The 14,477-nt window shown below is 58.6% G+C and carries 11 protein-coding genes and 3 pseudogenes; 10 read left to right on the plus strand and 4 right to left on the minus strand.

Annotation, left to right across the window (positions count from 1 at the left end; genetic code table 11):
* Positions 1-70: 70 nt before the first annotated feature.
* The 4 genes and pseudogenes from ACFXS9_RS09005 (at position 71) to ACFXS9_RS09020 (ending at position 3,854) form a co-directional block, all read left to right on the plus strand.
* A pseudogene (locus ACFXS9_RS09005) lies at positions 71-1,628 on the plus strand (Do family serine endopeptidase).
* Positions 1,629-2,716: 1,088 nt separating this feature from the next.
* Positions 2,717-3,214, plus strand: a pseudogene (locus tag ACFXS9_RS09010) (LssY C-terminal domain-containing protein).
* 74 nt (positions 3,215-3,288) lie between these two features.
* A complete protein-coding gene (locus ACFXS9_RS09015) occupies positions 3,289-3,537 on the plus strand; it encodes an LssY C-terminal domain-containing protein (RefSeq protein WP_392699687.1) in 249 nt (82 codons plus the stop codon).
* A 134-nt stretch (positions 3,538-3,671) separates the two neighbouring features.
* Complete coding sequence (locus tag ACFXS9_RS09020) at positions 3,672-3,854, plus strand: hypothetical protein (protein ID WP_392687687.1); 183 nt, start codon at positions 3,672-3,674, stop codon at positions 3,852-3,854.
* Positions 3,855-4,535: 681 nt separating this feature from the next.
* Here ACFXS9_RS09020 and ACFXS9_RS09025 read toward each other — a convergent pair.
* Positions 4,536-5,249, minus strand: a complete 714-nt coding sequence (locus tag ACFXS9_RS09025) for a Bax inhibitor-1/YccA family protein (protein ID WP_392687690.1) — start codon at positions 5,247-5,249, stop codon at positions 4,536-4,538.
* A gap of 789 nt (positions 5,250-6,038) precedes the next feature.
* Here ACFXS9_RS09025 and ACFXS9_RS09030 point away from each other — a divergent pair.
* The 6 genes and pseudogenes from ACFXS9_RS09030 (at position 6,039) to ACFXS9_RS09055 (ending at position 11,382) form a co-directional block, all read left to right on the plus strand.
* Complete coding sequence (locus ACFXS9_RS09030) at positions 6,039-6,458, plus strand: hypothetical protein (RefSeq protein WP_392699689.1); 420 nt, start codon at positions 6,039-6,041, stop codon at positions 6,456-6,458.
* Positions 6,459-6,588: 130 nt separating this feature from the next.
* Complete coding sequence (locus ACFXS9_RS09035; RefSeq protein WP_392687693.1) at positions 6,589-7,041, plus strand: hypothetical protein; 453 nt, start codon at positions 6,589-6,591, stop codon at positions 7,039-7,041.
* Positions 7,042-7,270: 229 nt separating this feature from the next.
* Entirely contained in the window at positions 7,271-7,501 is a 231-nt protein-coding gene (locus ACFXS9_RS09040) for a hypothetical protein (RefSeq protein WP_392687696.1), read from the plus strand.
* A gap of 800 nt (positions 7,502-8,301) precedes the next feature.
* Positions 8,302-8,996, plus strand: a pseudogene (locus ACFXS9_RS09045) (urease accessory protein).
* 330 nt (positions 8,997-9,326) lie between these two features.
* Positions 9,327-10,229 carry an MASE1 domain-containing protein gene (locus ACFXS9_RS09050; protein WP_392687699.1) on the plus strand — a complete coding sequence of 301 codons (903 nt, stop codon included), beginning with the start codon at positions 9,327-9,329 and terminating at the stop codon, positions 10,227-10,229.
* 139 nt (positions 10,230-10,368) lie between these two features.
* Positions 10,369-11,382 (plus strand): HWE histidine kinase domain-containing protein, encoded by a 1,014-nt coding sequence (locus ACFXS9_RS09055; RefSeq protein WP_392687702.1) that lies wholly within the window; start codon positions 10,369-10,371, stop codon positions 11,380-11,382.
* Here the strand turns inward: ACFXS9_RS09055 and ACFXS9_RS09060 are convergent.
* From ACFXS9_RS09060 to ACFXS9_RS09070, 3 genes are all read right to left on the minus strand, one after another.
* Positions 11,338-11,781: a response regulator gene (locus ACFXS9_RS09060; RefSeq protein WP_392687705.1), complete on the minus strand. Its 444-nt coding sequence runs from the start codon at positions 11,779-11,781 to the stop codon at positions 11,338-11,340. The genes ACFXS9_RS09055 and ACFXS9_RS09060 overlap by 45 nt on opposite strands.
* A 686-nt stretch (positions 11,782-12,467) precedes the next feature.
* Positions 12,468-13,223 (minus strand): hypothetical protein, encoded by a 756-nt coding sequence (locus ACFXS9_RS09065; protein ID WP_392687708.1) that lies wholly within the window; start codon positions 13,221-13,223, stop codon positions 12,468-12,470.
* Between the two features lie 459 nt (positions 13,224-13,682).
* Positions 13,683-14,024, minus strand: coding sequence for a DUF3551 domain-containing protein (locus ACFXS9_RS09070; RefSeq protein ID WP_392687711.1), 342 nt, complete (start codon positions 14,022-14,024; stop codon positions 13,683-13,685).
* Positions 14,025-14,477 lie beyond the last annotated feature (453 nt).

The following is a 14,477-nucleotide window of genomic DNA, read 5'->3' on the forward strand; positions in this document are numbered from 1 at the left end:
CAAGAGCCCGTATCGGCTGCGGCATAAGCGTGCACAACTGCGCGCTGAATCGTCAACCTGGAGCTCTCGTATGATCGACCAAGGCAATTCTGCTTCCTCCTCTCATCGGGAGCAGACGCGCTCCCTGTTCTCGGCACGAAAAGTGATGTTGATGGCATCAGTAGTGACCGGGCTCGCGGTGTACGGGTTCAGCGCTTCGCCCGATCGCCTTAATATCTTTGGCAGCCCTGCTCACGCCCAAGTAGGTAATGCTTCGTCGAGCGCCGTCGCCCAGCCCCTTGGCTTTGCCGATGTGGTGGAGCGGGTGAAGCCGTCGGTGATCTCGGTCAAAGTCACAACGAAGGGCAAGACGACCGACGCGAGCAACAAGGACGACGACGACGAGCCGGGCTCGCCCATGGAGCGCTTCTTTCGTCAGTTCGGCGGACCGAATGGCGAATTTCAAAATCCCGGGCGTAACGGTCGGCGTGGCACGATGGGGCAGGGCTCCGGATTCTTCATTTCATCCGATGGCTACGCGGTTACCAACAACCACGTCGTCGAGGGAGCCGACAAAGTCGAAGTAACGACGGACGCCGGAAAGACTTACACCGCGAAAGTAGTCGGGACGGATCCCCGGACAGACCTTGCGTTGATCAAGGTCGAGGGCGGTTCGGATTTCTCGTATGCGAAGCTCTCTGCGGGCAAGGCCCGGATTGGTGATTGGGTACTTGCAGTCGGCAACCCGTTTGGCCTGGGTGGCAGCGTAACCGCTGGTATCGTTTCGGCCAGCGGCCGTGACATCGGAAGTGGTCCTTACGATTTCATTCAGATCGACGCGCCCGTTAACAAGGGCAATTCGGGTGGCCCGGCGTTCAATATGCAGGGCGAGGTCGTCGGCGTAAACACAGCGATCTATTCGCCATCCGGCGGTAGCGTCGGCATCGCATTTTCGATCCCGGCAGCGACTGTAAAGAACGTGATCGCTCAGCTGAAGGACAAGGGAAGCGTCAACCGCGGTTGGATCGGTGTTCAAATTCAGCCGGTAACCCAGGATATCGCCGACGGCATGGGTTTGAAGCAGGCAGGGCGCGTTGGTAGCTGACCCCCAGAAGGATGGACCCGCAGCAAAGGCCGGCATCGAGGCAGGCGACGTCATTACTGCGGCAAATGGTCAGTCGGTCAAGGATGCCCGTGAACTGGCCCGCATCATTGGGGGCTTCGCACCTGGCAGTACTGTCAAGCTGGACGTGCTGCACAAGGGCAAGAACAAGGTTGTCACTCTGACCCTTGGTCAACTGCCAAATGCTCAGCAAGCCAAGGCCGACAGTGAAGCCGGTGGCAAAGGGCCGACCCAAGGTACCGACGTTCCGCATCTGGGCCTCACCCTTGCCCCGGCGGGCAAGGCAGACGGCGCAAGCAAGGAAGGCGTCGTTATCACGAAGGTAGAACCGAAGAGCGCGGCCGCCGATCGCGGGCTCAAGAAGGGCGATGTGATTCTGGAGGTTGCCGGAAAGAATGTTACGAAACCCGGTGACGTTAGCGACGCGCTTGAAGCTGCCCGCACCGATAAGAAGGGCAGTGTGCTGATGCGCCTTCGCTCCGGTGACGCGTCCCGTTACGTCGCTGTGCCGCTCGCAAACGGCTAGGCAACTCAATGGCTGCCGGCGGCATTTTTGTCGCTGCCGGCCATCCCGTTGCCCGCTGCGCCCCGTTCAGCGTCTTTCCGATATCGCGGATCACAGATGGCTAATAGCAGCGGAACTAATTCTGCCGCCCGTTCAGATGTGCGACAGGGGTCTGATGCTTGGCATCTCTGGCGGGTAATCATGCCGAGACGATCGATTGCCGGTCGGCTCGTTTGGGGAATGGTATGGCGGCGCAACCGTGGGGGACGCTGGGTATACAAAAAATTCGTCGAGTATTCGGATGACGGCGATCCGAAACCTGTCTCGTAGATCGAGGCACAGGCCGATGCCGGCCAGGTTAATGTCATCTTCCGCGCGGCAGGCCACTTCCTGAAGACAGGTCGTCGTGCCACGACGCAGCGATGACGGAAGTCATCACATCAATATTCAACGCCGAGAACGATCGTGTGCACAGCATCTGAGATCGAGTTCAGCAAATTGCGGATTATCCGGGCCTATATCAAGCTCCTGTGTATTCCGGAAGGCGCCGCGAAAATGGTTTCACTCGCGCGACTAGGAAGTTACGAGGTGCGCATGCTTGAAAGCTCGCAAGACGACTCTGACGCGGCTCCGCTATTTTCGATAGAATTGTTCGATCACGACGCACAATCGCTGGTCGATAGTTGCAGCTGCTATGGCATCGACGAGGGAGCAGCTGTGTTCCGAGATTTCATTTCGCGATGAAGTCATTCGAGCGAACTGTCTCAAGGGGCGAACCGAAAAGTTGAACGAATTGTCTCCTTTCTCGGACGGTCGTCCGCGGATTGTGAGTGTTCTAATTCATGGCATTACCGAGTAGCCGAAAAGCCGCGAGATGCCAGCAGACGAGAATGCCGCGATTGGTCACCAGGCGGACCGCTCGCCCAAGGCCAGGTGACGTCGGCGGACGCTGCGTTGCACCATAACTTTAAATGGGGGGCGCGTCTGTCGGCCGATATGCTGACCTCCACACGTCGAATTCGGCGTCGCTGTTGAGGCTGGCCGCGGCATGGGGCACGCTCTACACGGTCATCCGGGTTTCTAACGGAAGAGGAGATCGTGAGATGCTCATGCGCTTCGTCCGACGCTCGGCAATTCTTGGCTTGGGCATCTTTAGTATCTGGTTGATCGTTTTTGTGGTCTTTGAAACTGCAGACCGCAGATTGCCCTGGATTCTGGCTTTGTGCATCACTTATGGATTTGCCGCGTATGTTGTTCTTCCGCGGGTCATTCGCTTGGGTCTTAAGATTTTAAAGCGCAAGCGGGTGCCCAGTTACACAATCGCAGGTGACGGACTACCTGGAGACCCTGTCAACGTCGCACTCGTGGGTACGCTACAGCAGCTTCGATCGGCGTTCGCAATCCTCGGCTGGTCGGAAGCGGATCGACCGGGACTGGCAAGCTCCTAGGGCATGATCCGAGCCTTCCTACTCAACTCGCCTTATCCTACCGCGCCATTTAGCAGCCTCTATCTTTTCGGACGTGGCCAGGACATCGGTTTTCAAAAGGCAATTGATAACAGCCCGCGGAAACGCCATCACGTACGATTCTGGGCTTTGAGCGCCTAACGCGCGCTCAAGCCACTTGGGGCGCGGCGGGCTTCTGGCTAAACACCGACCGGCCACCGGACAATGAACGCGTTCTGTGGGTAGGTGCCGGCACGAGAGATACCGGTCTATCCTTAACTCGACTCACTTTTCAGATCACCCACGCCACGGATTCGGACACAAATGCCGAGCGCGACCATATCATCGCCGAGCTGACGAAAAGTCGAACAATCGAAGCCGTGAAAGTATATCAATCCGGTCAAGATCTCCTGACAGAGCACGTTAACCACTACGTCACCGATGGTGAGATCGCGTTGGCGAGGTTGGCAGTCAAAGACCCGTGATAGATAGTTCACTTCGCGGCGTTAGTGGCGTGCGTGAGTCTCGATTTGGCGCAAATTAACATCTCATTCCGTCCACATATGTTCGCTGGGGCGCACAAGTGTGCCCGCTCGTGGCCCCAGAGGGAGTGGAAGTTATGTCCAGCGCCGATCATGATTCAGGCGGCCGCAACCGGCTCACAGCAACCTGGGTCGAACTGGCTATCCGGCTCGGTGTCCTCGGACTGCTGCTCTTTTTGTCGTTCACCCTGATTCGTCCATTCATCACGATCGCCATCTGGAGCGCAACTCCGAAAGGCTCAGGTGCCGAAATTGCATAGTCACTTGGCAGTTCTTGCTCCACTGTTTCTCCGAAGGCTTCAGCACTGCTCGGATCGGCATTTACGGAAAGTCGATGAGGAGCAAGAGCCCGGCCCGTTCGCAACGCGTTAAACTCCATTCGGAGGCCCGGCGGAGTAGGCTATGTCACATCATATCGACGGGACGAGGTTTAGCAGCCCAGAGTGTCGTTGATCAGCCTGAGAAGAGAACTAATCATGTCACGTCGAACCATCCTTTCGCTCGCTGCATCCGTCATTATCGGCATCGGATTTGTCGGTACCATTTCAACTGACGCATCCGCATATCGCGCTGGTGTCTCTCGCGGTGGGGTTTACCGTGGTGGGGTCTACCGTGGTGTACGACCGGGAGTGGCGGTGGGCATCGGTGCTGCTGCCGCGGTAGGTGCTGCTGCCGCGGGTGCTTACGCGCCAGGTTATTACGGCGCTCCTGCCCCGGCCGGTTGTCCATACGGCTACTATTATTATCCCCCTTACAACCGCTGCGTACCGACGCCGTAACTGCTTCAATGCGGCAGACATCGAAAGAGCGGACGCAAATGGCCGCCGCTCTTTTCGAACAATCTGAAAATGTGTTCTTTGCGAAGCCACTGCGCAAAAAGCAGAACATTGTTCCCGCGTGCACGGCCCGCCGGCGGCTCGCGTGCGGAAATGACTCGTACTCTAGCGTCGGCCGCCCATCAGGCGCAGCATCATCATGAACAGGTTGATGAAGTTGAGGTAGAGCGATAGCGCGCCCATCAGGGCCTTGCGGCCTGCCGAAATTGTGTCATCGCTGCCGTCGTACATCCCCTTGATCCGCTGGGTGTCGTAGGCCGTCAAGCCCGCAAAGACGCCGACGCCGATAATGGAAACCATCCAATCGAGCCCGCTCGATCTCAGAAATAGATTGACCAGGCTTGCGATAATGATGCCGATCAGGCCCATGAACAGGAAAGTGCCGAATCCCGACAAGTTTCGCTGGGTGGTGTAACCAAAGATGCTGAGCGCGCCGAAGGCCGCCGCCGAGATGAAGAACACCCGCGTGATCGAGGACTCCGTGTAGATGTGGAAGATGGTCGACAATGAAATCCCGACAAGGGCCGCATAGAGGAAAAACAATCCTCGCGCAGCTTCCACCGACAACGTGTTGATTCGGGCACTGATAAAAAACACTAGTCCCAGCGGCGCCAGCATGAGCACCCACATCAGCGGACTTTGAAGCAATTCATCGCCGGTGAACTGGTAGGTCAAAAACGCGGCAACGCCGGTCAAGCCAACGCCGGCGGCCATGTAATTATATACGCGCAGCATGAATGCGCGAAGGCCGACGTCTATCGCCGTGGTGCCGTTTGCGGAGAAGGCGGGCGCAGGTGCATTTCGATCGTAGTTCGACATTGGGCGTATCCTTCTTGATAACTCCTGAGCCGCCGCTCAACTCCGACAGATGAGGCAGACGATCGCACGTTCCGTAGTGTGAGCTAATCCCCGCGGAATAACAGCAGCCTCGCCAAGAGACAGCGACCTTGCCCGAATTGGCAAATTAAAGCGGAACCTCTGCGCATGCTATGCGATTTCGGCAGGAAGCGGATAGTTGTCCTCCAACAACCGAACGTATCCGGTCACGCTTGGTATCGCCTGTTGTGCACCAAACGGGACATTGAACCGACGCCGGTTGATGTTGGCTATCGGGGGGTAAAGCGGACACTGCCCGCGCGGTATCGCAGCCACCAACGTGGGTCACTGTTCGCGTGATGCAAATGGCGAGCCAGCCCCAATAAGGCCGAAGAAGCCCGAGCACCAAGCGCGTCATTCGCTCGCTCCGTCTCACCAATGCTGTACTAGGCCGACAAAAAGCTGCAAGAGTCTCGCAATTGTTTGGTCTTCAGTTTGTGCTTGCGAGGCGGAGCACGCTACCCGGGGAACCTCTCACAGGATATTGGACCGTGGTCCAATATCGAAGCCGACGGATGCTCGGTTACTGTCGCAAAAATGCGGTGGATCTTACGGATCCAAACGCAGGGCGTGGCGGAGCGTTAGAAGCTGGGAAACCAGCTGATTGCCCTAAAGATCAACACGACGGACTCACGGCAGAGATTTCGTGGCGAAAAAATATCCCCATGGATTCTACCGGAAGGGTGGAGAGACGGGACCAGAAATTGGGAGGGCATTATGAAAATTCACCAGATGGCTCAAGTCGCTTTCGTCGCCCTATTGCTGTTCATGGGTTTTACAAGGGCATGCTTCGCTGAAACCGGCACAGTGAGCGTCGTATTTACCAAGGGCGGTTTTATCGTCGATGTCGGCGGTGGCCAGGGTGTACTTACCTTTCGGGGCAAGAAGTATCCCTTCACGGTTTCGGGCATGAGCTTGGGCCTTCAGATCGGCGCCTCCACCAGTAAGTTCGTAGGCAGGGCACTGAACTTGCAGCGCCCCGGCGATCTTGCAGGCAGCTATGCCGTCGCCGGCGCAGGCGGTGCGATCGCCGCCGGAGCAGGGGGCGTGCAGTTACAGAACGCCAACGGCGTCATCCTGCAGCTCAGTGGTGCCCGGGTCGGTGCTGAGGTGTCGGCTGCCGTGGGCGGGGTAACCATCACAATGCAATAAGAAGCAGGTCCGCCGACTAGAGGCTGAACCTCTGCAAACGTCATGTGCTGTGGCGGCCTGGAACATTCAGCGGCGCTGAGTTTTTGGCCGGTGCGCCCGGCAACTCCTTGCATCATGTTTGGGAGCTGCAATGATGAAGTGCACCAAATCGACGAAAGAGAAGCGAAGGGCTGCCATTAGAAATGGCCAAATCGCACTTGCTGGCATAGTTGCGGTGTTCGGTAACGATGCGCTGGGGCAGACACCGGCAATCGCACCCACTGGCTCGGCAGTGCTGGCATTTGGCGTACTAGTTGGCCGGTGGGCGCGAACCGAAGGCCCATACGTAATCAACATCAGTGCGGTTGATGAAAACGGCAAGCTTGACGCCAGTTATGCCAATCCGAGGCCGCTACCTTTTCACACCGCAGAAGTTACCCGCGACGGAAACGCGCTCAAGCTATTCTTTGAATTGCGCGCTGGCGGTTACGGCGGTTCAACTTACACACTCAAATATGATGCCGCGAGCGATCGTCTGAGAGGCGTCTACGACCAAGTTGTCGTAAAGCAAAAGTTCGACGTGGTTTTTAATCGTACGAAGTGATGGGCGCTAGTGCTTCGGGCTTGCGGACATCAACTGAAAACTGGTGCATGTCCGCAAAGCGGACATCAGGACTTTGCAACAAGCAACTCGAAGCCAACCTTCATCAATGCACTCAGTTGACCTGATACAATGGCCCGCTGGGGGTTGACATGCAACGGCGGGGATTTCTTAGCATCGTTGATGGTGCGGTCGCGTGGCCGCACGCCATGCACGCACAGGAGGGCCTAGAATGAGGAAAACATTTGCTGCCTTTGTCGCGGTCGCAACGATCGCCGGTTCGCTCGCCGCGACGCCGGCAAGCGCACAGCGTGGCGTCACCGCTCCGGGCCGCTATTATGAGCCCACTCCCTACGGAGCAGGTCGCGGGCCATACGATGATTTTGGCAGTTGCGAATGGGTGACACAGCGCTTCTGGGACGGCCATGGCTGGCGGATCCGCCGGGTGCGAGTCTGCGGCTGATCCGCGACTGCGGCGAGATTGAACGGCTCATAGCAACCCTTCTGCCGAAATTGCATAGCGCGCGGATCAGGTTGGAATATCTTCCGGACGGACCTAGCGACGCCGTCATGCACTCGCGTGATGTCGATACGAGGCTTGCGCGCGCAAGCTTGGGTTTCCGGACAACATCAATGGAGCACCCAAATGACACACATGATACGAGCGTGTTCGGTACTGACTATGGCCGTATTGGGGTTGGCTGTTGCAGCGGCGCCCGCACTTGCACAGAACGCTCCCCAGTGCGTGGTGTCGGGATCACCGCCAGCAGGCTGGGGCTTTAATTCGACAGGCTATATCGAGATCGCTTCCGGCGGGAGTTGCATGTTTTCCGTCAATGTTGCCGGCGAAATATTGAGTTCGAGCGTTTCACAGAATCCAGCACACGGCTCCCTGCAACAGCTCAATGTCTCGTCTTTTGTATACACGTCGGAGGCTGGATATAGAGGTAGAGATACTTTCTCCGTTCAGGCGACCGGCAAGAGTCCGACGAGTTCTGGCATGTCAGTGACTACTATCAACGCAATCCTCCAATAGCGTTGGGTCACTCTATCAGGTGACGCCCGTTTCGCGAACCATAGCGGGGCCGTTGTCGACGATACTGACTGATCGGAAGCGCGCGCTTGGCTCCGACTCGAACGACCCCTCGCGTTCGGTTGCAGTCCGGTATGAAGTTCTATCTGATGGACTACTGGATGGAAGTGTTGGATCGCCGAGGCTTCGGCCGGGCATTTGGTTGAATCGCAGAGCGGGTTAGGTGGCGTATGTTCGGAATTCTGGGGCTGGGGTTTCTGCTGGGCATGCAGCATGCGCTCGAAGCCGATCATATCGCCGCCGTATCCAGCATCGCCGCGCGCCGCAGCTATGTGGCCGATATCGTTAAGCACGGGCTGACCTGGGGGCTCGGCCACACGCTCACGCTGTTCGTGTTTGCCGGCGCCGCGATCCTGCTCGGCCGCGCCATCCCTGAAACGGTCGCCCGGCCGATGGAGACCGCCGTCGGCATAATGCTGGTCGGCCTCGGCGCCCATGTGCTGTGGCGGCTGTGGCGTGACCGCGTGCATTTTCATCAGCACGGCCACAGCGAAGGCACGGTGCATTTCCATGCCATAGCCACGCCGGCGAAACTGCGGTGCATGCCCGCTCCGCCCACGCGCATGACCATGGCTTCCGCTGGCGCACCTTGATGGTTGGGCTGATGCACGGCATGGCGGGTTCGGCGGCGCTACTGGTGCTGGCGGTATCGCAGGCATCCAGTCCCGCAGTCGGGCTGGGATACGTTGCGCTGTTCGGGATCGGCTCGACGATCGGCATGGGCGCGCTGTCGATGGTGATTGCTGTACCGCTCGTGGTTTCCGCCTGCTGGCTGACCTGGGCCAATCGCGGCCTGCAAGGCGCGGTGGGGCTCGCAACCATCGCGATCGGAATCATGACGGTGGTCGAGATTGTCTTGGCCTGACGCCAGTTGCAGCCTGCGCGGCGGGCTGATGCAGTAGCATCGGAACAGCAACTGCCGGCACGGTAGGGGGCGAGAGGGCTCACTTTTGGCCAAAGGGGAACGTCGGGCCTAGTGGCTAAGCCTCTAGCAAATGACCTCGCACATATGCTTTGATCGCTCAGGGATCGACCCCGGAGTTTAGCGGTCTGATAGGGCAACGCGCGGCTGGAGTTTCGCGGCATTGTTGTAATCACGCGCTACGTGACCAGTTTCACCGCGGCATGGCCGGGCAGAACAATCCAGCTGGGATGCCGACATCTACGTTTGGCGACTTGATCATTTACTATACCGATGTCGTTCGGCGACGGCGTCAATATCTGTCGTGTAGCGAATGAAGGGAAGCGGATGACGCGAAACCCCGTTCTTCATAGACCACCGGTACAAAAGGAACGGCGGCTCGCTGTCGCTGATCCGACGTGGCAATTGCCTAGCGCGGTGGCGGTCGCGATTGGGGTTGGTATCGTATACTTCCTTGCGGCACGGTTTAGCCTTTCCCTGCTGACAAAACCTGAGGGCGTGGCAGTGTTCTGGCCGGCGTCCGGTGTTGCGGCGGGCGTCCTGATCGCCCTTGGTCCTCGGGCGAAATGGCCGGTGGCTATCGGAGCGGCCGCGGCAACGATCGCGGCCAATCTTCTGGGAGACAGGAGTTTTGCGGGCGCCGTTACTTTCGCGTTGTGCAATGCCGGAGAAGCGATACTTACGGCCGCCCTTGTCGAACGCCAGTTCGGTTCGGGTTTCGCTCTCCACAGGGTGCGACAGGTCTTAGGATTGCTAGCGGCAGCGGTGTTCGGGAGTGCTATCTCAGGGATCGGTGGGACTCTGGGGTTCAAGTTGTTTCACTTCTCGACTGCGCCGAGCTGGACCATCTGGCAGCACTGGTTCGCATCTGACGCGCTCGGCATTTTAACGGTTGCACCGCTGCTGATCGGAGCTGCCGTCGCCGGGCGCGACCCTCCATCGCTGAAGGAGGCCCTCGAAGGGGCTGTAACACTTTTCGCGATAACACTGACGATCACGCTTGTTATCTTTCTACCGCGCGCATCATTCGCGACGGTGGTGCCGATTGCCCTGCTGTTCCCCCTGTTACTTTGGCTAGCGGCGCGCTGCCGGCCTGTATTCTCCGCGGCGGCCGTGTTCATCGTGGCACTGACGATCGTGTGGACAACAACTTTTTGGCATCGGATATTTCGGTGACCCCGAGCTTCCGATCGAAGACCGTATCTTGGGAGCCCAAGCGGGCATCTTGACAACGTCACTCTGCACGCTCGTTCTTGCCGCGCTTTTCGCAGAGCGGCGTCACCAGGAGACTGCGCTCAGGGAAGGGGCGACACGTTTGGAAAAGGCCCTTGCGGCCGGGTCGGTGATTGCTTTTGAGTGGAACGCCCAGACCGGAGCATCACATCGCAGCGAGAACGCGGCGAGTATTCTTGGATACGATTCGCAAGCGCCCCTTTCGGCAACTCGCTTTCTAGCGCTGGTTCACCCGGATGACCGTGTGCACCTCAGAGCGCATTTGATGAATGTCCGACCTGACAACCCTTCCTATGCTGTCACCTTCCGGGTGATCCGCCCCGACGCCCAGGAAATGTGGCTTGAGGAAACGGCAACAGCAGAGTTTGACGTTGATGGGAAATGCCTGCGTATCGAGGGCCTGACCCGTGACATCACGAAGAGCAAGCGAGCCGAAGAGCACCAACGCATGCTGGTCGCAGAGCTCGACCACCGCGTCAAAAACGTGCTTGCGCGCGTTGGCGTGGTCGCCATGTATACGCGCGAGGGCAGCGGCACAATCGACGAGTTCATCCAAGCACTCGATAGACGCATCCAAAGTATGGCAGTTGCGCACGAATTATTAAGCCAAGGTAACTGGCTGGGCGTTCGCCTTGCGGATCTTGTTCGGCACCAGCTAGCCCCCTACGCGGCAGACGCAAATACGGCGACCAGTGGCCCGGACATCGCGCTCAACGCCGCGGCAACTGAGGCGCTAGGAATGGTGCTGCACGAGCTTGTAACCAACGCCTCGAAATACGGCGCGCTGTCGATCCCCGAAGGTCGGGTATCTGTAAGCTGGGAATACCAGAACAGGGGCGATGCAAGGCTTGGTCTGAAAGTCTTGTGGCGCGAGACGTGTGGCCCGTCCGTATCAGCTCCATGCAAGAGCGGGTACGGAATTAGCCTGATTTGCGAACTCATCCCGCACGAGCTTGGAGGTACGGTCGACCTCGCATTTTCATCTGAAGGCGTGTCCTGTACAATCGACATACCCCACAATCAGCTGGGTTACTCGCCCGACAGAGCCACCTCATCGATCCGTCAGCCGAGCAACGATCGGGCGCAAGACAGCTAAGAACCGTTCCTCGCTAACTGGCTTTTGCAGAATGGCTTCCACCTTTCCAGGTTGTAGAGAAGCTTCCGTGTAGCCCGTTATGACGATGACCGGAATGCATTCTTCCTGCAGCCGATCGAGCAATGGATTAGCCTGCTCGCCATCTCGCAGATTGATGTCTACGATGGCCACGTCGGGCTTGCGCTCTGCAATCAGGCGCTCGGCGTCAGCGATGGTAGCAGTTGGCCCCGCCACGTCCGCTCCCAGTGCACGAAGTAGACGCTTGATGGCATTGCCGACGTGCCAGGAATCCTCGACTAGCAGAATACGCGCACCTTTCAGTTCCGACGATCCAGATGTTGGTGGGGTATGAGGGCCCGAGGTGGCTTTCATGGTTGCCATTTCAGCGGCACGAAGCATGAATGCTGATCCACCGCGTTCGCTGGGCGTGGTGGGCTGCTCAAGCGGTCCCGAGATGCCAACGGGGCCGCAAATTCCCTTCCCAGATGTTCGAATATAGCTGCCGGCCTAGCGGCTGCCTATGCAGAATAGGGCACTTCAACGGTAGTGCGGTGTTGATATGGCACTTAGCGCACTCAGAAGAACAGCTGCTTTCAAGCGGATCAGGTCGTCTTATGAACGTTTGAAATCCCAGCGGATGTCGGTGCAACCAGCGTCCCTCAAGCTTTGCTTGGTTTCACCGCCCGAGAGCAAGTACGTTCGCATCCTTGCTTCCGTGCTTTTCCAGATCTGCCAGTATGCCGGCATCGGACAGGTCGATCCTCTGCGAGTGCTTCCAATCCCGACGCGATACCTCGACAAGGCGTTTCAGAACGCGCTTCGATTTGGTTTCGATCGCGAGTTCGCGTCTCGAATCGAAGCTGCCTGGACTGAGATTGATCGATCCGACTCATCCGATTTCGCTATGCGAAATCCGACCACCAGAGCCAGCGACCCGAAGTCAGGCTTGAGTCTCCTACAGTCGGCAATTCAGGCGGCGCGCTTGACCTCTCTAATGCAGGGCCTTTTGAGCATCGTCTGTGCTTGCCAGAATTTTCAGCTCGCCTGGACGACAGTCGAATAGAGCCTATGCCACTCGCAGCTCCTCAGTAGCATGGCGGATAGGGGTAATAGCCGCAGTAGGGATAGGCGGCATTTGCAGCCGCCGCACCCAGCGCAGCTCCACCCACCGCGGCGGCACCGACTGCTGCAGCACCGTAGCCCCCGCGATACCAGGCACCACGAGCGACGTAGGGACGACCCCCGACCCGCGCGTAGCCGCCGCGGAAGCCCGCCGCGTGGAAGCCACCCATGCCGCCCGCGTGGAAGCCACCACCGTGAAAGCCGCCGAAGCCGAAGCGGTCGATGAAGAGCGCCGCCGGCCCGTCGCCGCCGGAAAGATCACCTTCGAGCACATCCACGTCGAAGGTCAGCCGATCGCCCTCGAGCTTCGCCGTCTTCAGCACCACGACGGCATCGCGGATTTTTGAGCCGTCCGTGCTGAGCACTGAGACGGTGGCGTTCGGCGGATCCTTGGCAAAGCTCTCGGCGCTATCATTGCCCGGTGACCATTCCGCCAGCAGGTCGGTCGTGAGCGAATGCCCTGCCGCCCGCACCGGGCGGTCCGCGAAAACGATCGAGTTGGGCGCTACGCCGGTGAGTGTCAGCTTCCCGCCCTGCAGGCTGGCGCCGCGGGCATTCATTACGATCAAGGACGGCACAATCTCCGGCTTGGCCTGGCCGATCGTCTTCTGCAGCGGCATGTGCTGCGGCGTCGAAGGCGCGGTCTGGGCCAGCGCCGGTGCTGCCCCGCAGAGCAGGAGGGCGATGATCATGCAGCTTATTCGATTCTTCTTGGCCATGAGGAACTCCTTGCCGTGATTGCACAGAGCTTGTGGTGCAGGGGTGACATCCCTCAAACGACATAGGCGAGGAGCACGTTGCTTCGTCGTCCTGCGGAACGTCCCGAAAAAGTTCTCTCTCTCTCTCTCTCTCTCTCTCTCTCTCTCTCTCTCTGCACCCGGTTACACGCGGATACTCGCTTCAAGATTGCTTGCGAGAGATTGGTCGAAGCGCCGCGCGTGCGCTATGCAATTTCGGCCCTTCTGACCCTGGAAATCCCCATGATCCCGCATTGTAAGGCGAGCAAGTTTTGCGGGAGCAGAGATAGTTGCCGCCCCCGCTGCCACGGGCATGCATTGGCATCGGCAGGCGCTGGCCCTTGGGGTTGAGCAAAAGCGAAACAGAAGCCACCGGGAAGACGTTGGATTCTCATGGGTGAGTCCCGTCATAGCGAACAGCGGCTGAATATTCTCTTCTCATCATCTCGGGGGCGACCCAATCGGAAGTGGCCCACCCATGCCCGTTCGTTCTTGCGGAGAAGGTGGCGCAGGGTTGGTGCCGGGTCGGTACCAGGGATTGGTCAGGCATTCGGCATCGGTGCCGGAAGCCGAGGCTTGGCAGGCTTCCAGGCTGTTAAAGGAGCAGCCGCTCCAACCGGGATTGTCCATGCCCTGGATGCAAAAAGGATATTGCGATATGCCGGTTTGGGCAGAAGCCGGAATGTGACCGATCATCCAGATTCCTGCTGCAGCGAGCAGCGCGGTGAGGGACACACGGATCATTTCCGCACCATCATGGCTGGAGGGGGGCGCCTTGGACATCGATGGCGGGGACGAGCGAGCAAGAGGGCTATCAGCTAGACCTTGTTCACGCACCGACCGCTTTCTGGACGGAGACTATTCGCTCTTGAATCGTTCGCTATGCAGATTCGGATCCCGTCGGAGGATCTGCAACAGTCTGCGCAATGCGGCACTATCGGAACCAAGCAGGACGGCCCGGCTCGCATCCGATAGGGCCCAATTGGAGACATCGCACGTTTGATCTGAGGTGGTCTCAAACTGAGGCGGGCACTCTCGCATCGCCGGCAGGTCCGCACCGGGCCTAGCCTATCCGAACTCGTGTTGCGTCTGATGCGATAGCAACGATGACGGGATTAGAAGGGCTCGGACGCGGTGCTGCTATATAGAAGTGGTCCAACCTCGTTGTTGCCGAAAAGTCACCGCAACGAAGATTGCGCGCATGGTTTGACCCCGATCAATCAAGCCGGTTGGGGC

It is taken from the genome of Bradyrhizobium sp. RDI18 (assembly GCF_043203335.1).
Classification (GTDB): Bacteria; Pseudomonadota; Alphaproteobacteria; order Rhizobiales; family Xanthobacteraceae; genus Bradyrhizobium; species Bradyrhizobium retamae.

What these genes read in the sequence shown, in the direction of transcription:
- ACFXS9_RS09020 (WP_392687687.1), top strand. Translation starts at nt 3,672, where the DNA reads ATGTCCAGCGCCGATCATGATTCAGGCGGCCGCAACCGGCTCACAGCA.
- ACFXS9_RS09025 (WP_392687690.1), bottom strand. Translation starts at nt 5,249, where the DNA reads ATGTCGAACTACGATCGAAATGCACCTGCGCCCGCCTTCTCCGCAAAC.
- ACFXS9_RS09030 (WP_392699689.1), top strand. Translation starts at nt 6,039, where the DNA reads ATGGCTCAAGTCGCTTTCGTCGCCCTATTGCTGTTCATGGGTTTTACA.
- ACFXS9_RS09035 (WP_392687693.1), top strand. Translation starts at nt 6,589, where the DNA reads ATGATGAAGTGCACCAAATCGACGAAAGAGAAGCGAAGGGCTGCCATT.
- ACFXS9_RS09040 (WP_392687696.1), top strand. Translation starts at nt 7,271, where the DNA reads ATGAGGAAAACATTTGCTGCCTTTGTCGCGGTCGCAACGATCGCCGGT.
- ACFXS9_RS09050 (WP_392687699.1), top strand. Translation starts at nt 9,327, where the DNA reads ATGTCGTTCGGCGACGGCGTCAATATCTGTCGTGTAGCGAATGAAGGG.
- ACFXS9_RS09060 (WP_392687705.1), bottom strand. Translation starts at nt 11,781, where the DNA reads ATGCTTCGTGCCGCTGAAATGGCAACCATGAAAGCCACCTCGGGCCCT.
- ACFXS9_RS09065 (WP_392687708.1), bottom strand. Translation starts at nt 13,223, where the DNA reads ATGGCCAAGAAGAATCGAATAAGCTGCATGATCATCGCCCTCCTGCTC.
- ACFXS9_RS09070 (WP_392687711.1), bottom strand. Translation starts at nt 14,024, where the DNA reads ATGTCCAAGGCGCCCCCCTCCAGCCATGATGGTGCGGAAATGATCCGT.